The organism is Pseudomonas sp. LH21 (assembly GCF_036549575.1).
Taxonomy (GTDB): Bacteria; Pseudomonadota; Gammaproteobacteria; order Pseudomonadales; family Pseudomonadaceae; genus Aquipseudomonas; species Aquipseudomonas peradeniyensis.
The window spans coordinates 3,696,382-3,714,814 of the sequence record NZ_CP144367.1 but is presented as its reverse complement, the minus strand read 5'-3'; the positions used below and the strand labels follow the sequence as shown (position 1 = coordinate 3,714,814).

The 18,433-nt window shown below is 61.0% G+C and carries 28 protein-coding genes; 24 read left to right on the top strand and 4 right to left on the bottom strand.

Annotation, left to right across the window (positions count from 1 at the left end; all coding sequences use genetic code 11):
- Nucleotides 1–113: 113 nt before the first annotated feature.
- The 4 genes from VUG52_RS16865 to VUG52_RS16850 form a co-directional block, all read right to left on the bottom strand.
- Entirely contained in the window at nt 114–497 is a 384-nt protein-coding gene (locus VUG52_RS16865) for a helix-turn-helix domain-containing protein (RefSeq protein WP_050706333.1), read from the bottom strand.
- A gap of 3 nt (nt 498–500) precedes the next feature.
- Nucleotides 501–1,352, bottom strand: a complete 852-nt coding sequence (locus VUG52_RS16860; RefSeq protein WP_050706332.1) for a ParB/RepB/Spo0J family partition protein — start codon at nt 1,350–1,352, stop codon at nt 501–503.
- A gap of 158 nt (nt 1,353–1,510) precedes the next feature.
- A complete protein-coding gene (locus VUG52_RS16855; RefSeq protein WP_050706331.1) occupies nt 1,511–1,693 on the bottom strand; it encodes a hypothetical protein in 183 nt (60 codons plus the stop codon).
- A 317-nt stretch (nt 1,694–2,010) separates the two neighbouring features.
- Nucleotides 2,011–2,739 (bottom strand): XRE family transcriptional regulator, encoded by a 729-nt coding sequence (locus VUG52_RS16850; protein WP_050706358.1) that lies wholly within the window; start codon nt 2,737–2,739, stop codon nt 2,011–2,013.
- Here VUG52_RS16850 and VUG52_RS16845 point away from each other — a divergent pair.
- The 24 genes from VUG52_RS16845 (at nt 2,714) to VUG52_RS16730 (ending at nt 18,428) form a co-directional block, all read left to right on the top strand.
- A complete protein-coding gene (locus tag VUG52_RS16845; RefSeq protein WP_442964594.1) occupies nt 2,714–3,121 on the top strand; it encodes a helix-turn-helix transcriptional regulator in 408 nt (135 codons plus the stop codon). The two genes, VUG52_RS16850 and VUG52_RS16845, sit on opposite strands and share 26 nt — an antisense overlap.
- Before the next feature lie 162 nt (nt 3,122–3,283).
- Nucleotides 3,284–4,012, top strand: coding sequence for a DnaT-like ssDNA-binding domain-containing protein (locus VUG52_RS16840; RefSeq protein WP_050706330.1), 729 nt, complete (start codon nt 3,284–3,286; stop codon nt 4,010–4,012).
- Nucleotides 4,009–4,692, top strand: a complete 684-nt coding sequence (locus VUG52_RS16835; protein WP_050706329.1) for a replication protein P — start codon at nt 4,009–4,011, stop codon at nt 4,690–4,692. Before VUG52_RS16840 ends, VUG52_RS16835 begins: the two co-directional genes overlap by 4 nt.
- Entirely contained in the window at nt 4,689–4,901 is a 213-nt protein-coding gene (locus tag VUG52_RS16830) for a hypothetical protein (RefSeq protein ID WP_082337785.1), read from the top strand. Before VUG52_RS16835 ends, VUG52_RS16830 begins: the two co-directional genes overlap by 4 nt.
- Nucleotides 4,883–5,179: a DUF1364 domain-containing protein gene (locus VUG52_RS16825; protein WP_050706328.1), complete on the top strand. Its 297-nt coding sequence runs from the start codon at nt 4,883–4,885 to the stop codon at nt 5,177–5,179. The genes VUG52_RS16830 and VUG52_RS16825 overlap by 19 nt, the downstream gene beginning before the upstream one ends.
- Nucleotides 5,176–6,462 carry a tyrosine-type recombinase/integrase gene (locus tag VUG52_RS16820; protein WP_050706327.1) on the top strand — a complete coding sequence of 429 codons (1,287 nt, stop codon included), beginning with the start codon at nt 5,176–5,178 and terminating at the stop codon, nt 6,460–6,462. Before VUG52_RS16825 ends, VUG52_RS16820 begins: the two co-directional genes overlap by 4 nt.
- On the top strand, nt 6,462–6,779 hold the full coding sequence (locus tag VUG52_RS16815) for a hypothetical protein (RefSeq protein WP_050706357.1): 318 nt from the start codon (nt 6,462–6,464) through the stop codon (nt 6,777–6,779). The genes VUG52_RS16820 and VUG52_RS16815 overlap by 1 nt, the downstream gene beginning before the upstream one ends.
- A gap of 3 nt (nt 6,780–6,782) precedes the next feature.
- Nucleotides 6,783–7,172: an antiterminator Q family protein gene (locus VUG52_RS16810; protein ID WP_177330848.1), complete on the top strand. Its 390-nt coding sequence runs from the start codon at nt 6,783–6,785 to the stop codon at nt 7,170–7,172.
- A gap of 45 nt (nt 7,173–7,217) precedes the next feature.
- The gene (locus tag VUG52_RS16805; protein WP_082337782.1) at nt 7,218–8,198 is read left to right on the top strand and encodes a DUF4238 domain-containing protein; all 981 of its coding nucleotides are present in this window, start codon (nt 7,218–7,220) and stop codon (nt 8,196–8,198) included.
- Between the two features lie 224 nt (nt 8,199–8,422).
- Nucleotides 8,423–8,743 carry a phage holin family protein gene (locus VUG52_RS16800; RefSeq protein ID WP_050706356.1) on the top strand — a complete coding sequence of 107 codons (321 nt, stop codon included), beginning with the start codon at nt 8,423–8,425 and terminating at the stop codon, nt 8,741–8,743.
- A 39-nt stretch (nt 8,744–8,782) separates the two neighbouring features.
- Nucleotides 8,783–9,127: an HNH endonuclease gene (locus VUG52_RS16795; RefSeq protein ID WP_082337781.1), complete on the top strand. Its 345-nt coding sequence runs from the start codon at nt 8,783–8,785 to the stop codon at nt 9,125–9,127.
- A complete protein-coding gene (locus tag VUG52_RS16790; protein ID WP_162232971.1) occupies nt 9,027–9,416 on the top strand; it encodes a hypothetical protein in 390 nt (129 codons plus the stop codon). The genes VUG52_RS16795 and VUG52_RS16790 overlap by 101 nt, the downstream gene beginning before the upstream one ends.
- A 115-nt stretch (nt 9,417–9,531) precedes the next feature.
- A complete protein-coding gene (locus tag VUG52_RS16785; protein ID WP_050706326.1) occupies nt 9,532–10,008 on the top strand; it encodes a phage terminase small subunit P27 family in 477 nt (158 codons plus the stop codon).
- Nucleotides 10,009–10,016: 8 nt separating this feature from the next.
- A complete protein-coding gene (locus VUG52_RS16780; RefSeq protein WP_050706325.1) occupies nt 10,017–11,753 on the top strand; it encodes a terminase large subunit in 1,737 nt (578 codons plus the stop codon).
- A gap of 9 nt (nt 11,754–11,762) precedes the next feature.
- Nucleotides 11,763–11,906 carry a hypothetical protein gene (locus tag VUG52_RS16775; RefSeq protein ID WP_052896001.1) on the top strand — a complete coding sequence of 48 codons (144 nt, stop codon included), beginning with the start codon at nt 11,763–11,765 and terminating at the stop codon, nt 11,904–11,906.
- Nucleotides 11,903–13,129, top strand: coding sequence for a phage portal protein (locus VUG52_RS16770; RefSeq protein ID WP_050706324.1), 1,227 nt, complete (start codon nt 11,903–11,905; stop codon nt 13,127–13,129). The genes VUG52_RS16775 and VUG52_RS16770 overlap by 4 nt, the downstream gene beginning before the upstream one ends.
- Nucleotides 13,130–13,132: 3 nt before the next feature.
- Nucleotides 13,133–13,750, top strand: a complete 618-nt coding sequence (locus VUG52_RS16765) for an HK97 family phage prohead protease (protein ID WP_050706323.1) — start codon at nt 13,133–13,135, stop codon at nt 13,748–13,750.
- Between the two features lie 15 nt (nt 13,751–13,765).
- The gene (locus tag VUG52_RS16760; protein WP_050706322.1) at nt 13,766–14,989 is read left to right on the top strand and encodes a phage major capsid protein; all 1,224 of its coding nucleotides are present in this window, start codon (nt 13,766–13,768) and stop codon (nt 14,987–14,989) included.
- A 9-nt stretch (nt 14,990–14,998) separates the two neighbouring features.
- Nucleotides 14,999–15,382 carry a head-tail connector protein gene (locus VUG52_RS16755; protein ID WP_050706321.1) on the top strand — a complete coding sequence of 128 codons (384 nt, stop codon included), beginning with the start codon at nt 14,999–15,001 and terminating at the stop codon, nt 15,380–15,382.
- Entirely contained in the window at nt 15,379–15,753 is a 375-nt protein-coding gene (locus tag VUG52_RS16750) for a head-tail adaptor protein (RefSeq protein WP_050706320.1), read from the top strand. Before VUG52_RS16755 ends, VUG52_RS16750 begins: the two co-directional genes overlap by 4 nt.
- The gene (locus VUG52_RS16745; RefSeq protein ID WP_050706355.1) at nt 15,731–16,165 is read left to right on the top strand and encodes a hypothetical protein; all 435 of its coding nucleotides are present in this window, start codon (nt 15,731–15,733) and stop codon (nt 16,163–16,165) included. The genes VUG52_RS16750 and VUG52_RS16745 overlap by 23 nt, the downstream gene beginning before the upstream one ends.
- Before the next feature lie 9 nt (nt 16,166–16,174).
- Entirely contained in the window at nt 16,175–16,750 is a 576-nt protein-coding gene (locus tag VUG52_RS16740; RefSeq protein WP_050706319.1) for a phage tail terminator protein, read from the top strand.
- Entirely contained in the window at nt 16,747–16,929 is a 183-nt protein-coding gene (locus VUG52_RS16735; RefSeq protein ID WP_050706318.1) for a DUF2635 domain-containing protein, read from the top strand. The genes VUG52_RS16740 and VUG52_RS16735 overlap by 4 nt, the downstream gene beginning before the upstream one ends.
- Entirely contained in the window at nt 16,926–18,428 is a 1,503-nt protein-coding gene (locus tag VUG52_RS16730) for a phage tail sheath subtilisin-like domain-containing protein (RefSeq protein WP_050706317.1), read from the top strand. The genes VUG52_RS16735 and VUG52_RS16730 overlap by 4 nt, the downstream gene beginning before the upstream one ends.
- The last annotated feature ends 5 nt before the right edge of the window (nt 18,429–18,433 follow it).

Below are 18,433 nucleotides of genomic sequence, written 5' to 3'. Positions count from 1 at the left end.
CGTGGGTTTCGTTCCGTACCGCCCTTGAGCGCAGAAGCAAGATTTTTAGCAAGGCGATTTTGTACTCCAAGGTTTGAGGCATTTTTGCTTGCATTAGATTTTCTCGGGACACTTCAGGCGTGGTGCTCGAAGGCCTCGGCCTTACGAACGATTCGAATCTGGGCTGTGCGCCGCTCTGGCGCCCTGCGGTCGCGGCGCAGTGGATCGCTGTCATCAATGACCGCATGCATCGCGATCAGGCCGGCGAGGGCGATGCATAGCGGGCTGATGATCTGCCTCCGCATGGCTTCGGCCACCGCAGCGGCCCGTCGGGCCACGCCGAGCTTGAACATCGCGTTTTCAATGCGGTTGGCGACTGTGCCTGGGGTGATCTGCATCTGCTGGGCAATCTGTTTCGCGGTCATGCCCTGGGCGACGCCGAGCAGCGCCTCCAGCTCGCGTGGAGCCAACCCTTTGCCAAGATGGCCTGTCCATGTGCCGCAGGTGATCGTTTCCATGAGTTATCTCGGTAGAGCGCCTTCCAGGGCTTTACGCAGCTCAAGGACTAGCGCGGTCGGCAGAGTGAGATGCCCGCTGTCTTCGTCAATGGAGTCCAGCGATGCAATCAAATTGCATGAAGCGGTGTGCACGGCGACGAGCCTAGGCTTAGGGATCGTCGGGCCTTTCATCGTGCCCGCCGTGACCTTCTTCTTTCCTTTGGCCTGAGCTTTTTCCAGTTCAGCGCCTAGTACCTTCCCGGCACCGTCTCCGTGCTCGCGGACAACCTGGGCGGCTGTGGTCGCCGATACATGTCCGGCTGCTACTAGGTTCTGCACGTCGGTGTTTGCATTGCCCACGGTGAGCACCTGCTCGACATGCTGTCGTGTCTTACCGACTTTCTTGGCGATCTGGTCGGGCGTCCATCCGAAGGCTCGCAATCGCTTGTAGCCCTCGGCCAGCTCAAGAGGGGAAAGCTTTTCGTTTTCTTGGCTGGTGATGATTCGTGCGACTCGATCTGCATCGCTGCCTTCGAAGGCGGTGACCGCAATCCAAGCCTCAGGAGGTTGCGTAGGATCTTTGCTCGGCGTGCGAGGTAACCGCCCGGCGTTGTCGAGCTTGAGGAGTGAGCGACGGCGCCGATGGCCATCGACTACCCATACGCCACCTTCTGCGCGAGGTCGCACCTCAAGTGGAGGGATCTGGCCGCCCCCGGCGATGAACTCTGCAAGGGCGTCGATACTTGCTTCGAGCGCATCGCCCTCAGTGCGCAAGTTAAAGCCGGGTTCCTCATGGAGATCTTCCAGCTTCACCTTCATGGCGTCTGCGCGGCGCACATCGCCATCCTTGATCATTTGCTTGAATGACTTTGTCATTGCAATTCACTTCCGTTGGGGCTGCATTGGAGAGCCGTTCCCGCCTGTCTCCCTGAACATGTTGATGTAGGGTCGGGAAGGGCTCTCCGATGCAGCCTGGTGCTGGGGAAGACCAGGTGATCGGGCAGTTAACGTCAGGCGGACGTGGTACTGGATGCTCAGTTGGATTTCAGGTGCCAGCCACTACGAGCGAAGGCAGATCTACCAGACAGTTTTCGGCACTGGATCGAGCTACCGTCGTCGAAAGTGAACTGCGTGGCGTGGTCCAGGATCTCGCGGCGGAGTGCGGCGGCTTTGATTTCCTCGCCAGTTGCGTTCAGGAGCTGTTCGGCCTTGGTCATCGTCTTGCTCTCAGGACGGTTGATTTCCCGTCTGGCCCTGTTTCCAAGGCCAGCCGGTGAAATCTGTTTTTGCTCCAGCCGCGGTGCTCACCCGCTGGAAAACTGCATTGGCGCTTTACGCTGCACGCCCAGGGCAGTTGCCACCCCTCTGAACAGTTGAGGCCTGTTCATCGCTGCCTTCGTTGCTGGCCGGTGTCGATCCGGCGAAGGCAAATATCACGTATTGTGTTAATTGGTGTCAACACGAAACGTGATTATTTTTCAGTCGAGCAACAAAAAGCCCGGCATTTAGCCGGGCTTGGTTGGCGAAAGGAGTGCTACCAGAGGACCGAGGACCAGAAGACTTTCCCTAGAATGACGATCTCTTTAGCGACCATCTCTTCTGCGCTGTATTCCTCGTCAGGATGCTCATCACGGTTGAAGCTGCGCATCCTGATCCCACCCCCAGGCAAGCGGTATAGGGTTTTCACCCGCAGCTGGCCGCCATGGTTGATTGCGTACATCTTGCCATCGATTACGGTAGTGGCACCCTGATCAACGCCGACTGTACTTCCATCGGGTAGCACGGGCTCCATGCTATTGCCGCCAACGGTCACACAAACTGCTTCGCTCGGTTGCACGTTCTGTCGGCGAAGGGTGATTTTGCCGAACCGCAATTTGCGCGTATGTGATTGCTCAACAACCGTGCGGCCTCGGCCTGCTGAAAGCTCGACCTCTTTCAGGTAGGGCACGTATACCTCATCTCCATCCAATGGCGTTTCGTCATCCCACACATCAAATGGGCCAATCATCGTCGCGTTTGATTCGACAGCCTCAGCGCCCGCTTCCGGGGCGCTCGGTTTGTAATCCAAGATGATTTCCGACTCATCCACACCAATCGCATTTGCGATTAGGCGCAGATCCGCGAGAGATGGCTCCCGCGTATCAGTTTCGTAGTTGCCCACCCGTGATTGGGATTTCCAGCCGCAGGCAGTCGCCAGCGCGGCCTGGGAGAGCCCGGCAGCCTTGCGGTGGCGTTTGATGCGTTGTCCGAGGGTCTCTTTCATAGCCGTGATTGTAATCACGTTACGAAATAGCTCGCTTTCACTCTTCGTGATTGAAAATAACACGTTACGTGTTTATCCTGGGGCCCAGGCAAGAGGAACCCCTATGAACCACGTTCGACAGATCCGAAAGGGGGCGGGTATCAGTCAGGCCAGTCTCCGGCGAAAGCTCGATTGGAACCAATCACGGCTCGCCAATTATGAGGCGGGGCGGAGGGCCCCAGGGCTGGAAGAGGCAAGACAGATCGTCTCGGCCCTAAATCAACTTGGAGCGACTTGCGCCCTGGATGATGTTTTCCCTGTTTCAGCCGGAGGTCTGACGCCAAGTGGTGCAGATTCTGATCTAGCCAGCCTTGTGCGAGTAGATGGCCAAAACACCTGCTAATTCATCCAGTACCCAAATCGCGGGCATAAAAAAACCGGGTGGCAGCCCGGCTTTCTCAACTTCTGAATCGGGATCAATTATGCATTTCTCCAATGCTGCGCGCAATGCTGCGCCTGTCGCTCTATGTCCATCGCAACGGTGGCAAGCGTGAGCGTACAAGCTATGACCTGGGCACTCGCCATTCCCAAAGCTGCACTCGAGAATCCTGCAGCCCGTCATGTCCTGCTCTGCCTCGCCAACTACGCAGGCAGCGATGGAAGAGGGGCATTCCCTTCTGCCGGGACTCTCTCTGACGACACCGGCCTTTCTGAGCGAACAGTACGGCTGAAGCTAGATGAGCTCGCCCAGGCCGGTTGGATCGCTGAGGGTAACCAGGCAATTGCTGCTGCCCATATCGATCGCCGTGACCGTCGCCCTGTCGTTTACGACCTGTTGATTAAGCGGGGTGCATCTGTTGCACCCCGTCCTGAACGGGGTGCAGGAAACCGCACGGGGTGCAGCTCACAGCAGAACGGGGTGCAGCAAAACGCAGAACGGGGTGCAGCAGCTGCACCCAATCCGTCATTGAACCAATCTACTCTCTCTCTGCGCGAGCCATTCGCAATGTCCCTCGACTGGGAACCGAATCCGGAATTGCTGAAGGCCTACGCCCGTCGGGCAGGTCTGACCCTGGATCAGTTCAACGCGGTTGCCATATCCGGCTTTGTGCTCCACCACGATGCCAAGGGCGTGGCCCAAACCGAAAAGCAGTGGCTGGCCGCTCTGGTCAGCTGGGTCAAATCCGATCTCGCCCGTGCTGCTCGCTCGCCCGTTGTTCGTACCGGTGGATCGCAGCGCTCCAGCTTTGATGACGATGACACATCGTGGATCGGGGAAGGGGGCGGCCAATGAATCAGGTTGCAACCGTGGCCCATGGCTTGTGGGCAAAGGTCCAGACTGGCCAATACGTGCCCTCGGATTACTCGCTGCCTGCCGACGTGAAGGCCGAGCTCAATCGCAAAACTGCGGGGGTGATCAACGACCTGTTCCGTGATCTGCGCACGATCTGCAGCGCCTGGAAGCAGGCATGGCCGGATGAGGCGACGTACAAGGCGGCCAAGCAGCAGTGGCTAACTGCATTTCTCGAGGCTGGCATCAACACCCCGGAGCAACTGCAGTTCGGTTTGATGCGCTGCCGGCAATCCGGCCGCGAGTTCATCCCGGCACCCGGGAAGTTCATCGAGTGGTGCCAGCCTTCGCCGGAAATGCTGGGTCTTCCCCCGCTGGCTACTGCCTTCCGTGAGGCGTGCCGTAACGCGCATCCCGCCATGGCAGGGAAGGGCAAGTGGACCCATGACGCGGTCTGGCATGCCGCCAAGGAAAGTGGTTTCGAGAACCTGAACAAGCTGGCTACCGATGTGAGCGCCAAGCTGTTCGAGCGCAACTACACGATTGCCGTTCGGCGCCTGGTCGCAGGTGAGCCGCTCCAGAGAATGCCGCTAGCTCTCCCTGCGGAGGTGCCAGGCCAGCGCACGCCCAAAGTGGGGAATGAAGCCCTGGCGGCGATCCGATCCAGGATGCTCGTCCGATGATCGAGCTTCCCGCACCTGACCTCACCGAATACCGATACGCGCTGTACTGCCGCTCCGATCTGTTCGGGCTCTCCAGTACCTCGCATCCACCCATTGCGCTCTATCGCGACGAAGCTTCGGCCGTCGCGCATGGCCAACTCATGTGGCCGAGCGCTTACACCGTCATTGACCTTCATGGAGAAGACAGCCCATGCGGCAATCGAAGCTGACCAAGGCCGCACGCGGCCGGGAGTGCCAAGTGCGCATTCCCGGGGTGTGCAATGGCAACCCAGAAACCACCGTGCTTGCTCATTACCGCATGGCGGGCACTTGCGGCGCCGGCATGAAACCACACGACATGCAGGGCGCTTGGGCGTGCAGCGCCTGCCATGACGCCTGTGACAATCGTAGTCGAGTAGTCGACCGTGACATTGCGCGGCAGTACCACGCCGAGGGCGTCATGCGCACCCAGGCCGCGTTGCTCAACGAAGGGGTGCTGATTGCATGACGTCGGTTATCGCATTTTCTGACGCAGAGCTACGCCGCCGGGGGGACGACCTGTCCGCCGTGCTGCTACGCGACCCACGCTATCCAGGCTTGCGCTTCCGCTTCACCGAGGCCCGCCCGCGTGGCACCTGGTACTTGGTGGTGCGCAAGCGCTGGCACCGCATCGGCGCCTATCCCGACCAGTCCACCAAGGTGGTGCTGGCCGCACTGCCGGAGATCCGCCAGCGGCTGGCCGCCGATAACGTCGCCACGGTGTCGGGCTGGGAGCAGGTGGGCGAGCTGCTGGCCTGGTTCGCCGATCGCTTGGAGCGTAACCGCAGCCTGTCGGCCAAGCGCAAAGCCACGGCCAAGTCGGCGATCAGCCGCCACCTGATTCCGCGCCTGGGCGGCATGGCCCTGGCCGATGTGAGTCGCAGCGCGCTGGATCGCGATCTGGTGTGGCCGCTGCAGGAGCAGCTGTCGCTTGAGTACGTGCGCCTGGTGTTCGGCCTGTTGGCCGATGCGTTCAAGAAGGCCCAGGCCCTGGGCATGGTTGCGACCAACCCCATGGCGGGGATGCGCTTCGGCGATTTCACCAAGGCGCGGATCAAGCCCAAGGCGGCCCGCCTGCGTGCGGAACAGATCGAACACCTGCTGACCCTGCTGGTCGAGGTCAACGCCCAGGCACCCACCGACGCCATGTTGGCCCTGCTGATGCTGTGTCACGGCAACCGTGTCGGCGAGACCCGCATGGCGCAGTGGGCGCACATCAGCTTGGCCACCCGCCGCTGGTACCTGCCGGCCGAGCACACCAAGACCCGGGTGGAGCACTCGCTGCCGCTGACCGACCAGGTGTGCGCGCTGCTGACCCAGTACCGCGAGTTCCAGCAGGCCCAGGGCTACACCGGGCGCTTCCTGTTCCCGGGCCGGTCAGGGCGCTGCCTGAGCGAGAAGCAGGCCGCCGCGGTGTTCACCCGCCTGGGGCAAGGCGAGTGGACCAGTCACGACCTGCGCAAGCTGGCCAGGGGCTGCTGGGCGGACCTGGGCATCGACTTCCTGATCGGTGAGCTGCTGATCAACCACGCCATGGGCCACAACGTTCAGGTGTACATCCAGACCACCGCCGAGGAGCGCAAGCGCGACGCCCTGGAACAGTGGCATGCGTTTCTCGACAGCAAGGGTTTCGAGCGCATCCACGGGAAGAAGGAGGGTAGAAACGCAGATTCGGGTAATGGCCCACAGGCCGCGCAGCGCGAGGGCTGCAACGGGATTCAGGAAACAACCATAGGCGAGGATTCGAAATGATGAAAAAGAGCCACGGCCCGGCCCTCACGAGGTCGGTGATCGACCTGGCTCAGTGCCCTTTGTGCCGTGGGAGAGCGGTCATCAAGGGCGTGTTTTACGAACTGCCATGCGACCACTGTAATGCCTCTGGGTGGTTGGCGGCTGCAACTGGTGAGGCCCTGGCCCTGGATGAACTGGTGACTCAGCTCAGCATGAGGCTGCAGGTCGCGACACGGCAGATTGAGCAATTGAGGGCGGCTCGGGTATTCGGGCCGGCGGAGCAATATCAGGAAGGCAACCGGCTTGGCGCTGGTGGCGTTAACTACACAGGGGATTGAGGCATGATGATTCGAAAACCGGCAGGGCGACCGCTGGGTGACACTGAGTATCTTCTGGAGCAATGGGGATGGTGGAGGATTGATAGCGCGGGGGTCCCGGCATGTGTGTCTCCTTCGCTTGCATTAATGCGTCTCGCACACCCTGCAGTGTCGACAAGCAAGAGCTACTGTATTAGCGATGATTGGGCGCTCGCTATTGACAACGCTATCGCAAAACTCACGAAGCGTGACCAGCAAATGGGGGATGTGATCTGGCTGTATTTCGGTGCTAAGTGGCCAATGTTACGGGTAGGTCGGAACTACGGAATCAGCGAAGGCAAGGCTAGAGAGTTGGTCCGTGCTGGAGTTGCCTGGATCGACTGCTGTATAGAAAATATGCGTCCGGCAGCTTAGTGGATAGGCTAGAATGATAAATTTAGCCAAGGAGTCAGATGTAGGATGAGCCAGAAAAAACGGCATCATTTCATTCCCAAGGCGTATTTGAATTCATTCTGCAATGAGCATGGGCGCGTTCTCGTGTACCGAAAGGATGGTGATGGAAAACCACTCCCAGTGGTTCCGGATGCAACACAATTCCAAAGATATTACTATTCCCAACCCAAGCCAGAAGGCGGCATGGATAACAACCGTTTAGAAGACTTCTTCTGCGGGTTTGAAGGCGGCTGGCCTCCTTTGGTAAAACGGCTTAAGTCTCGGGAGAATGTTAACGACAATCTTGAAGCGCTTTTTAACTTCATGGCGCTCCAGCGTGCACGAGTTCCAGCTTGTCGCGATGCAATGGAGTCGTTAATGGCTGAGTCGGTAAGAGGCGTTGCTCTAAAGTTACAGCGTGATGGTAAACTTCCACCGGCTCCCGAAGGTCATAAGGACCTATTAGAGAAGGTCGATATATCAATCGACCCTCATCAAAGCATTCACGCAATGGTGGAAATCATCAAGGGCATTGCTCCTGTTATTGATAGCGTCGGGTGGATATTGCTTCATAATAAGACTGGGTTGCCGTTCCTTACCAGCGATAACCCAGTCGCCTGGTATGACTCTTCTTTGCCTTTTGGAGAGCAGAAGCCATATAGGATTAAGCTGGGTGGTCCAACGGTGGTTCAATTTCCTATCAGTCCGGATATGTTGTTGCTGGGGGCGTCGGAGTATCGGGATAACTTTGTACGCAATGGCTTGGCGCACGCAGATACGACAGATGAGAAATGGATTGAGTATATCAATGCCCAGACATGTCGCTTTGGCTACGAGGCAGTTATATCTAATTCGGACTCTCAAGAAGATCTCATAGCAGAATTTGAAGATATTTCGCCTGTTCACCGAGCTAGCAAATTGTCGTTTCGTAGTGGGGATCTTCTTATTCACGAACTAGAATTTGATGTCCGTACCAAGAAGCCAAAGTGGACCAAGACGACCCCGTAGTGAAAAAAGGCTTTTCCGCACGGAATGAGTCTGTTTTTATAGCAGCGTGTGGTGCTGTGAACGCAGCGCGACGCCCCTTCGGAAACCCGGCCATCGAGCTGGGTTTTTTTATGCCATCTCCAAAGCCTTGCCATCGAGCGGGTTTTGTTCCCGATCCTATGGCTAACTCGTTGGCATCAGCCAGATGCGAGCCCATGGAGGTCGGAGTTGATTGAGGAATGCACATGAATACTGAGCATCAGGCGTTAGCCGATGTTCCTCTTTGGCTTTTAGTGCTTCTAAGCATGGCCGGGTTGTCAGGTGAAATGCTGCGAGCATCGGGAACTGAGTTGGGCCTGCGTCAGATTCTCCAGAGAGTTGCGTTGCGTTTTCTGGCATCAGGCCTGCTCGGAATGGCGACACTGCTACTCGCAATGGCGGTCTGGAGCAATCTCTATCTGGCCGCCGGTCTTGGGATCGTGATTGCCGTTATTGGTGCAGATGTAGCAGGCGGGTTGTACACACAATTTCTAGCCAAACGTGCCGGCCTACTGTCGAAGGAGTGAAGTGTGCCACCGAAGGCAAAGCGACCTTGTCGGTCGCCGATGTGCCCACGTAAGACTCAGGCCGATAGCGGTTACTGCGAAAGTCATGCGTACCTCGCTAGCGGTTGGAACACCCCTTCAAGAGGCACTGCTGAGCAGCGTGGCTATGACTGGGCATGGCGCAAGCTTGCCAAGGCAGTACTCAAACGTGATCGTTATCTGTGCCAGTGCCCTGTCTGCAATGGTCGCCGCCTGCCAGCGACAGAGGTTGATCACCGTATACCGAAGTTTGAAGGGGGAACGAATGACCCATCCAACCTGTTTGCCATCAATGAAAACTGCCACAAGTTCAAAACGGCGGCAGAGTCGGCACGGGCGCGGTCAGGCCGTCCGACTGGCGCGTGAGGCTATGCGTTTGCGCGAAAAAGCGATCAAGCGCAGTCGAAGTGCCGAACTGATCCGCCATGGTGACTGGCACCTGGATCGAGCGCTGTATTCCTGGAAAAACATTCATAAGCTTGGAATTCCAGAGCTGATTTCGCGTGTTCTGCATGAGTTAGTGGCAGCAATTGATGCATACATGCATGCCGCAGACGGAGTGCCAGAGCGTCCGTTTGTACATCTGGCTGCCTTAATCGATGGCGAGAGTCTGCGGGCAAAATTAGCGAAAAGTGGTCAAAAAACGGCCAAATGAGGGGGCGGGACAAAATCTCTACAGCTTTCGTCTCTCTCCACCGATCGCCCAGCCTTTTTCACACACCCGCGAAATTAAAAAAAATCGCATTCCAGAAAATCGGGAGGCCTAAACGATGGGGCGACCCGCGAAACCTACCGCCCTCAAGCTGCTGCAGGGCAATCCCGGCAAGCGAAAACTCAAGAAGGACGGCCCCGCGCCGGCGCCGCTGGCGGAAACCCCAGACGCCCCGGAGTGGCTTGGGGAATGGGCCGTTGAAATGTGGGGCGCCATTGCACCGTGGTTGACCCAAACCGGGATCATGACCCGCACCGACACGCACAACTTGGCGGTCTTCTGCGCCGCCTATGAGCGGTGGCGGCTGGCTGAGGCAGAAGTGGCCAGCAATGGCATCACCGTCGTGGACGCCAAGGGCGTGCTCAAGAAAAACCCCGCCTGCACCGTGATCAATGAGGCGCTGCGTCAGCTGGCCAGCTTCGGGGCAGCCCTCGGGCTGGACCCGGCCAGCCGTGCGCGCCTGATGGGCAGCGGCGGGCCGGAGAAACCAGAAAACCCGTTCATCGTGCTCAAGGGAGGGCGGGCCTCGAAGTGAGTTAGGACATGGCCAGCTACCCGAACGTAAACGCGGCGAACAAGTACGCCCGTGACGTGGTGGCCGGCAAGATCGCAGCATGCAAGTACGTGCGCCGGGCCTGTCAGCTCCATCTGGAGGACCTGGCCAAATCGAAGAAGCGTAATTTTCGCTGGACCTTCGACCGCGACACTGCCGAGCAGGTGGCGGTGTTCATCCAGCTGCTGCCGCACGCCAAGGGCAAATGGGCGGCGCTGCGCGAGCTGATCAAGCTTGAGCCGTGGCAACTGTTTATCTTCTGCAGCATCTTCGGTTGGGTCGATAAGAAGACCCGCCGCCGGCGGTACCGCGAGGTTTACATCGAGGTGCCGCGCAAGAACGGCAAGAGCGTGCTGGCCGCTGGTGTCGGCCTGTACATGCTGGTCATGGACGGGGAGTTCGGCGCCGAGGTGTATTGCGGTGCGACCACCGAGCGGCAGGCCTGGGAGGTGTTCAAGCCGGCGCGGCAGATGGTGCGACGCACCCCCGAACTGGTCGAGGCCTTCGGTATCCAGGTCGCGGCAAAGAACCTGTCGGTGATCGGTGACGAAAGCAAGTTCGAACCGCTGATCGGCGACCCCGGCGACGGCCAGTCGCCGAGCTGTGCCATCGTGGACGAGTTCCACGAACACACCTCGGCCGCGCTCTATGAAACCATGCTGACCGGCATGGGCGCCCGTGATCAGCCGATGATGTTCGCCATCACCACGGCGGGCTACAACATCGCCGGGCCGTGCTACCTGCAGCGCGCCCAGGTGATCGACAAGCTGGAAGGGACGGTGCCGAACGATGAGTTGTTCGGGATCATCTACACGATTGACGAGGACGACGACTGGAAAGACCCGGCGGTCCTGCGCAAGGCCAACCCCAACTATGGCGTCTCGGTCGGGGCGGAGTACCTGCTGAAACGCCAGGCTGATGCGACGCGTTACCCGTCACGGCAAAACGCGTTCAAGACCAAGCACCTCAACATCTGGGTAAGCGCCAAGGAAGCCTGGCTGAACATGGCCGACTGGGAGGCGTGCGGCGACCCTACGCTGACCCTGGATCAGTTCTTGGGGCAACGCTGCTGGATTGGCATTGACCTGGCCAGCAAATCGGATATCTGCGCGGTGTCGCTGGTGTTCCTGGACAAGGTGGAGCTGGTCCCGGGGAGCGGCAAGTGGGTCAACCGCTGGACCATCTTCTGCAAGTCGTTCTTGCCCGAAGGCGCGATAGAGCGGGGCGGCCCCAACAAGGCCGCTTACGAGGCTTGGGCCAACGCCGGCCTGCTGGAAGTCTGCGACGGCGAGGAAATGGACTTCGACCTGGTGCGCGACATGGTGGGCGAATTCGCTGGCATGTTCGATGTGCAGGAAGTGGCCTACGACAAATGGCGCGCCACCCAGCTGGCCCACCAGCTACAGAAGGACGGCGCCGATGTAGTCGAAATGGGCGGCGGCGTGGCCAGCATGAACCTGCCCATGCGTGAGCTGGAAGCGGCGCTGCTGTCCGGTCGCGTGCGCCACTCCAGCGACCCGGTATTGGCCTGGCAGGCCGGAAACGTCGTGGTGCGTCCGTTCAAAGGCTGCATCACGCCGATGAAGGCCGACGAAGGCAAGACTGACATGCGCAAAATCGACGGCATTGTCGCCGCGCTGATGGCGATGAACCGCGCCATGGTCAGCGAATTTGAGCCGGAAGGGCTGTTGGCCAGCCTGACCGAAGACGACCTATTAGCTATGTGAGCCCCTACGATGAAATGGCTTCCTGAATCTATCGGGACGGCAGGCTTTTGCCTGTTCGTCGCGGGCCTCTACGTCCAGTTTGGGGCGGGTGTGGCCCTGATGGTCGGTGGCGGCCTGCTGGTGGCCGGCGCCGCCAAGGCGGTGTGGCGATGATCCTGGGCGCGATGTTCGAGCAGCGCAGCAGCTTGGAAGTGCCCAGCACGCCGATGAACAGCAAGGAGCTGACCGAATACCTGTTCGAAGGGCAGGGCATCAGCGTCAGCCCGGCTTCGGCCATGCGTCTGACGGCGGTGTATGCCTGCATCTACGTGCTGTCCAGCTCCATGGCCCAGTTGCCGCTGAGCGTGCTGCGCAAGGTCAACGGGCGGATCGAGGTGGCCACCGACCATCCGGCCCATTACCTGCTGCACGATGAGCCTAACACCTGGCAGACCTCCTACCGCTGGCGGGAAACCAAGCAAGCCCATGTGCTCGGCTGGGGCAACGGCTACACGCGCACGGTGCGCAGTCGCCGCGGTGAATTGTTGTCGCTGGAAATGCACGAGCCGCAACACACCGATCTGGTGAAGAACGGCAATCGCTGGGTGTATTCGACCCAGGATGAGGACGGCGCGCCGCTAGCGGTGTCACCCGAGGACATGATTCACCTGCGCGCCATCGGCTCGCACCGGCGCATGGGGATCAGCCCCATCCGGCAGAACGCCGACACCATCGGCCTAGGCATGGCCACGGTGCGCTATGGCAAGGAGTTTTTCGAAGGTGGCGGCCGCCCGACTGGACTGGTCACCGTCAAGGACGGGAAGCTGGATAACACCAGCTGGGAGCGCCTGAAAACGGTCTGGCGCGCCGCCGTGGAACGGCTCAAACGTTCGGACAACAAGACGCTGTTGTTGCCCGCCGACCTCGATTACAAGGCGCTGACCATCGCGCCCGAGGATGCGCAGTTTCTCGAGACTCGCAAGCTGACCCGCAGCGAGATTGCCAGCATCTTCAACGTGCCGGCGCACATGATCAACGACCTGGAAAAGGCCACGTTTTCCAACATCAGCGAACAGGCCATCCAGTTCGTGCGCCATACGGTCATGCCGTGGGTGAAGAACTGGGAGGAAGAAGTAAACCGCCGCGTCTTCACCCGCGCCGAGCGCATGGCCGGCTACTACGTCAAGTTCAATCTGGCCGGCCTGTTGCGCGGCACCCCGAAAGAGCGCGCCGAGTTCTACCGCATCGCCATTCAGGATGGCTGGATGAGCCGCAACGAAGTGCGCGTGCTGGAAGACCTCAATCAGCTGGAAGGCCTCGACTCGATGCTGCTCAACGTCAACACGCAGCTGCTCGGCGCCGACGGCAAGCCGTTACCCGTAACGAAGCAGGAATAACCCATGAGTGAATTCGAACAACGCATGCTGCAGGCGCAGCATTGCGAGCTTCGTGCTGTCCAGCCGGATGAGCAGGGCAGCGCGCCGAAGATCGCCGGCTATGCCGCTGTCTTCAACCAGCGTAGCGACCTGTTGGGCGGCACCTTCGTGGAGATCATCGCCCCGGGCGCGTTTGACGACGTGCTGAACCAGGACACCCGAGCGCTGTTCAACCACGACCCGACCTACCTGCTGGGCCGCACGGCCAGCGGCACGCTGCGCCTGACCGTGGATGAACGCGGCCTGGCCTACGAAATCGATACGCCCAATACGCAGACCATCCGCGACCTGGTGGTCGAGCCGCTGCGCCGTGGCGACATGAGCGGCAGCAGCTTCGCCATGCGCGTGGCCAAGGGTGGCGACACCTGGCACGAGGAGAAAGACGGTCTGATCGTGCGCACGATCTTCAAGATCGCCGAGCTGCGCGACGTAGGGCCGGTGGCGTTCCCGGCTTACCCCGACTCCAGCGCTGCCCAGCGCTCCCTGACTGCCTGGAAGCAGGCGCAAACCGAAGGCGACGAAGCCCGCGCACATTTTGAGCGCGAGGCCCGCGAGCGCCTGCTTGACCTAACTGAACTGTGATCCCAAGGGGGAGCTATGACCCTGCAACAAATGAAAGAAGCCTATAACAAGCTGTCGGCCGAAATGCGCTCGCTGCATGACACCACCCCGGACGACGGTTGGACCGGCGAAGTCCGCGCCAAGTGGGAAGGCATGAAAGCCGACCTCAAGGGGCTGCGCGAGAAGATCGAGCGTGAAGAAGAGCTGCGCGCCCAGGATCAGAGCTTTGTCGAAGGTCTGGACCGTGAGCGTCCGGCCGGCGCGCCGAAGAACGAGGCGGAAGCTGAGCAGCGCAGCGCCTGGGATAACTGGGTACGTCGCGGCCTGGAGTATCTGACCCCCGAGCAGCGTTCCGTGGTTCTGGAAATGCGTGCTCAAGGCACCAATCCGAACGAGGCAGGCGGTTTCACCGTACCGACCACCCTGCAGGCCAAGGTGATCGAATCGCTGGTGACCTACGGCGGTATTGCTTCGGTGTGCCAGCTGCTGCAGACCGACAACGGCGCGCCTATCGCCTGGGCCACCAGCAACGGCGGCGAGGAAGAAGGCGAGCTGATCGGCGAGAACAAGCCCGCCGGCGAAAAGGATGTCGAGTTCGGGATGGGCACCATGGGGTCGCACACCATCAGCTCGAAGATCATCCGCGTCTCTGAACAGCTGCTGCAGGACTCGGGCATTGACATGGAAGGCTACCTGGCCGGCCGTATCGGTAAGCGCGTGTCGCGTACCCGTAACCGCCTGATCGTCCAGGGCACCGGTACCGGCGAAACCGCCGATGCGCCGGCGCAGCCGAAGGGCCTGGAATACTCGACCCCTCAAGGTGCCATGACGGCCAAGGCCACCGCCTTTACCTGGCAGGAGGTCAACAGCCTGATTCACTCCATTGACCCGGCGTATCGTGCGGCCGCCAAGTTCCGCTTGGCGTTCAACGACAAGACGCTGCAGGCGATGGAAGAAATGGTGGACGCCAACAACCGTCCGCTGTGGCTGCCCGGCATCGACAGCGACCGTCCGGCCACCATCCTCAAGCATCAGTACGTGATCGATCAGGCCATCGCCGATATCGGCGCCGGCAAGAAATTCATGTATGCCGGCGACTTCAACGAACTGGTGCTGCGCGCGGTCCGCAGCCTGACCCTCAAGCGCCTGGTGGAGCGTTACGCCGAGTACGGCCAGGTCGGCTTCCTGGCGTTCGTGCGCTTCGGCCTGGTGCTGCAGGACACGGCCGCCATCAAGCACCTGGTGGGCAAGACCGCCTGAGGGGTGCCCATGCTGACGCTTGAGCAGATCAAGAGCCATTGCAAGCTGGAGCTGGACGAAACCGAGGAAGACACGCTGCTGCAGGCCTACGCCCGCGCAGCGCGTCGCCAGGTCGAGAAGGACAGCGGCCGGCGGTTGTACTGGGTCACGCTGCCGGCCGACGCGCCGGCAGACGCGACCGGCGATGAAGCCTACCTACGTGGGCTGTTGCCGCTCGATGCTTCGGAGAACGCGTTACCCGTAACGGACGACGTGGCGCTGGCCATGCTGCTGTTGGTCGCCCACTGGCACCGCAACCGCGAGCCGGTCACCGAGTCGACCAGCAACGGCACCAAGGCGCTGCCGCTGGCCTATGACGCCCTGGTGCAGCCTTACCGCTGGTTCACGCTGTGAGGGAGCCGGAAGCGGGCGAACTGCGCACCCGGGCGGTGGTGCGCATCCGCAGCGACACGCCAAAAGGCTCTGCAGGCCTTGAGTCAAATTTCGAGCCGGTAGCCAAACGCTGGTGCAAGATCGAGCCGTTAGGCACGGCCACCTACACCGGGTCGGTGCAGACCGGCACGACTATCACGCATCGGATCTATTGCCGGTTCGTGCGTGACCTGGACACGCGGCATGAACTGGTCGCCGGCGGCCGGGTGTTCCGCGTCAAGCGGGCTACCGGTATGCGCGGGCGGCAGGTGTGGTCGGTGATCGAGGTCGAGGAGCTGCAGGCGGCGAATGCGCCGGCGGGAGGTGGCCGTGGCCAACTCCGTTTCGATTGACGGCTATCTGCATGTCGAGGGCTTCGACAAGTTCGACCAAGAGGCCTTCAACAAGCGAAAGATCCGCGCCGGCATGCGCAAGGTTGGCCAACTGATTACCGGCCGGGCGCAGATGAATCTGGCGCTCGGCGGTGGCCAGGACGGCTACCCAGTCAACAGGAGTGGGGCCACTACCGACTCCATCGGCTACAAGGTGTCGCGCTCGGGATTTCTGGTGCGTGTCGCACCCAGCAAGACCACGAGCATGAAGGAGTATTACCCGGCTTACCTGCACTACGGCGTGCGCCGCAAGAGTGGGGGCGGGTGGCGGATCAAGCCCCGCGACAACTACATGACCGACGCCCTGGTCGACAGCCGCGCCGAGGTGCAACGCATCCTGCAGCAGGCCTTTGCCGCCGCGCTGCTCAACTGAGTACCTGAAATGAAAATCACGCCTGTGATCGAGCAGCTGCGCGCCTATGCGCCTGGCTTCGAAGGGCGCGTGGCTGGTGGTCTGGATTGGGATCCGACCGCCGACAGCGCCAAGATGCCCCCGCCGGCGGCCTATGTGATCGCCGTTGGCGATTCGGCCGATGAGCCGCAAGCGAAGAACGTTTACACCCAGGCTGTTCGCGACGTGATCGACGTCTGCGTTGTACTGCCGACCGACGATGAGCGCGGGCAGTCGGTGGTCGACGTGCTGCACGACGTGCGCGCCCAGGTGTGGCGCGTCTTGGTGGGCTTCGAGCCCGACAACGAATCGGGGCCTTTGCTGTACGACGGCGGCCAGCTATTGCTGCTCGACCGCGACCGCATGGTCTACCGCTATCGCTTCTATGCCGATTTTCAGCTCGGCCGCTGGGATCAGGCCGGCGAAGGCAAGCCGCAGACTTGGCAGGAATGGCAGCTGGCCGGCCTGCCGGCACTGGAGGGCTTCAACCTTCGTGTCGACAGCCACCCACCCGTCGGCCCTGATGGCCGAATCGATTTCGAGATTCACGAGGACTTCCCCCAATGAAACAGATCAAGGTCAAGCCGGCCTCGGGCCGTGCGTGCCCGATACCGGAAAAGGGTGGCGTGTTGCTGCCTGAAGCGGGGGATTCGGTCCCGCATAACGCGTACTGGCAACGTCGTCTCGATGCAGGCGATGTAGTGCCGGTCGAAACCAAGAAGGCCGCGAAGGAGTCCCAGGCATGAGTGTCCCGTTCAGCTTCATCCCCAGCGACCTGAAGGTGCCGCTGTTCTATGCCGAGGTCGACAACAGCATGGCCAATAGCGGCGCTGCCGGTGCCCTGCGGCGGCTGATCGTCGGCCAGGTCAACGACGATGCCGACAGCGCCGAGATCGGTGGTCTGGTGCTGGTGTCCCGGCAGGCCGAGGCCGTCGAAATTGGTGGCCCTGGCTCGATGTTGGCGACGATGTTCGCGGCCCATCGCGCCATCGACGTGGCGGGGGAGGTCTGGTGCCTGCCGGTGAAGGTCAGCGAAGGCGCCACTGCCAAGGCTACCGTTACGGTAACGGGCACGGCGTCTGCCGCCGGCCTGGTCAATCTGTACATCGGCGGAACCCGGGTGCGCACCACGGCTACTGCGACCATGAGCGCGGCAGCGGTGGCCACGGCAGTTGCTGCCAGCGTGAATGCCATGCTCGACCTGCCGGTGACCGCGACGGCTGCCGGTGGGGTGGTCACCCTGGAAGCAAAGTTCAAGGGCGAGCTGGGCAATGATGTGCGCGTCGAGCTGAACCGCCTGGGGCGGGCGAATGGCGAGGAAACCCCGCAGGGGCTGACCTTGGCCGTCGCCGTGATGACTGGCGGCGTGGGCAGCCCTGATATGGCGCCGTTGCTGGCAGCCTTGGGTGACGAGCCGTTCGAGTTCTGCGCGCAACCCTGGACTGACGCTGACACCCTGGACGCCTGGAAAGACGCCATGGACGAAAACAGCGGTCGCTGGTCCTGGTCGAAACAGCTGTGGGGCCACGTCTACAGCGCCAAGCGCGGCACCCTCGGCCAACTGGTCGCGTTGGGTAGTCAGCGTAACGACCCGCACATGACCATCATCGGCTTCGAAACCGGCGTGCCGCAGCCGGTGTGGGTGGTCGCGGCGCAGGTTGCAGCGCGCACGGCGGTGTTCATCAGTGCCGACCCGGCCCGGCCGACACAGACCGGTACACTGCCGGGGCTGGATCCGGCCAAGTCCAGCGAGCGCTTCATGCTGACCGAGCGCCAATCTCTGCTGAGTCACGGCATCGGCACGGCGTACTACGAAGGTGGTTACATGCGCCTGCAGCGCGCCGTGACTACCTACCAGAAGAACGCCTACGGCCAGGTCGATGATTCGTTTCTGGACAGCGAACCGCTGCACCAGACGGCCTACGTGCTGCGTTACCTGGCCAGCATTATCACCAGCAAGTACGGCCGTCACAAGCTGGCCAACGACGGCACGGTCTTCGGGCCTGGCCAGGCCATCGTCACGCCATTGGTGATCCGTGGCGAGCTGATTGCCGGTTATCGCTACCTCGAAAGCCTGGGCATCGTGGAGAACACCGAGGCGTTCAAGGCCAACCTGATCGTGGAGCGGGACACCACCAATCCCAACCGCCTGAACGTGCTGTATCCGCCGGATCTGGTCAACCAGCTGCGCGTGTTCGCGCTGCTGTACCAGTTCCGCCTGCAATACCCCGCCGACGCGGCCTGATCCGC

What these genes read in the sequence shown, in the direction of transcription:
- VUG52_RS16865 (WP_050706333.1), bottom strand. Translation starts at nt 497, where the DNA reads ATGGAAACGATCACCTGCGGCACATGGACAGGCCATCTTGGCAAAGGG.
- VUG52_RS16860 (WP_050706332.1), bottom strand. Translation starts at nt 1,352, where the DNA reads ATGACAAAGTCATTCAAGCAAATGATCAAGGATGGCGATGTGCGCCGC.
- VUG52_RS16855 (WP_050706331.1), bottom strand. Translation starts at nt 1,693, where the DNA reads ATGACCAAGGCCGAACAGCTCCTGAACGCAACTGGCGAGGAAATCAAA.
- VUG52_RS16845 (WP_442964594.1), top strand. Translation starts at nt 2,714, where the DNA reads ATGCGTTGTCCGAGGGTCTCTTTCATAGCCGTGATTGTAATCACGTTA.
- VUG52_RS16850 (WP_050706358.1), bottom strand. Translation starts at nt 2,739, where the DNA reads ATGAAAGAGACCCTCGGACAACGCATCAAACGCCACCGCAAGGCTGCC.
- VUG52_RS16840 (WP_050706330.1), top strand. Translation starts at nt 3,284, where the DNA reads ATGACCTGGGCACTCGCCATTCCCAAAGCTGCACTCGAGAATCCTGCA.
- VUG52_RS16835 (WP_050706329.1), top strand. Translation starts at nt 4,009, where the DNA reads ATGAATCAGGTTGCAACCGTGGCCCATGGCTTGTGGGCAAAGGTCCAG.
- VUG52_RS16830 (WP_082337785.1), top strand. Translation starts at nt 4,689, where the DNA reads ATGATCGAGCTTCCCGCACCTGACCTCACCGAATACCGATACGCGCTG.
- VUG52_RS16825 (WP_050706328.1), top strand. Translation starts at nt 4,883, where the DNA reads ATGCGGCAATCGAAGCTGACCAAGGCCGCACGCGGCCGGGAGTGCCAA.
- VUG52_RS16820 (WP_050706327.1), top strand. Translation starts at nt 5,176, where the DNA reads ATGACGTCGGTTATCGCATTTTCTGACGCAGAGCTACGCCGCCGGGGG.
- VUG52_RS16815 (WP_050706357.1), top strand. Translation starts at nt 6,462, where the DNA reads ATGAAAAAGAGCCACGGCCCGGCCCTCACGAGGTCGGTGATCGACCTG.
- VUG52_RS16810 (WP_177330848.1), top strand. Translation starts at nt 6,783, where the DNA reads ATGATGATTCGAAAACCGGCAGGGCGACCGCTGGGTGACACTGAGTAT.
- VUG52_RS16805 (WP_082337782.1), top strand. Translation starts at nt 7,218, where the DNA reads ATGAGCCAGAAAAAACGGCATCATTTCATTCCCAAGGCGTATTTGAAT.
- VUG52_RS16800 (WP_050706356.1), top strand. Translation starts at nt 8,423, where the DNA reads ATGAATACTGAGCATCAGGCGTTAGCCGATGTTCCTCTTTGGCTTTTA.
- VUG52_RS16795 (WP_082337781.1), top strand. Translation starts at nt 8,783, where the DNA reads ATGTGCCCACGTAAGACTCAGGCCGATAGCGGTTACTGCGAAAGTCAT.
- VUG52_RS16790 (WP_162232971.1), top strand. Translation starts at nt 9,027, where the DNA reads ATGACCCATCCAACCTGTTTGCCATCAATGAAAACTGCCACAAGTTCA.
- VUG52_RS16785 (WP_050706326.1), top strand. Translation starts at nt 9,532, where the DNA reads ATGGGGCGACCCGCGAAACCTACCGCCCTCAAGCTGCTGCAGGGCAAT.
- VUG52_RS16780 (WP_050706325.1), top strand. Translation starts at nt 10,017, where the DNA reads ATGGCCAGCTACCCGAACGTAAACGCGGCGAACAAGTACGCCCGTGAC.
- VUG52_RS16775 (WP_052896001.1), top strand. Translation starts at nt 11,763, where the DNA reads ATGAAATGGCTTCCTGAATCTATCGGGACGGCAGGCTTTTGCCTGTTC.
- VUG52_RS16770 (WP_050706324.1), top strand. Translation starts at nt 11,903, where the DNA reads ATGATCCTGGGCGCGATGTTCGAGCAGCGCAGCAGCTTGGAAGTGCCC.
- VUG52_RS16765 (WP_050706323.1), top strand. Translation starts at nt 13,133, where the DNA reads ATGAGTGAATTCGAACAACGCATGCTGCAGGCGCAGCATTGCGAGCTT.
- VUG52_RS16760 (WP_050706322.1), top strand. Translation starts at nt 13,766, where the DNA reads ATGACCCTGCAACAAATGAAAGAAGCCTATAACAAGCTGTCGGCCGAA.
- VUG52_RS16755 (WP_050706321.1), top strand. Translation starts at nt 14,999, where the DNA reads ATGCTGACGCTTGAGCAGATCAAGAGCCATTGCAAGCTGGAGCTGGAC.
- VUG52_RS16740 (WP_050706319.1), top strand. Translation starts at nt 16,175, where the DNA reads ATGAAAATCACGCCTGTGATCGAGCAGCTGCGCGCCTATGCGCCTGGC.
- VUG52_RS16735 (WP_050706318.1), top strand. Translation starts at nt 16,747, where the DNA reads ATGAAACAGATCAAGGTCAAGCCGGCCTCGGGCCGTGCGTGCCCGATA.
- VUG52_RS16730 (WP_050706317.1), top strand. Translation starts at nt 16,926, where the DNA reads ATGAGTGTCCCGTTCAGCTTCATCCCCAGCGACCTGAAGGTGCCGCTG.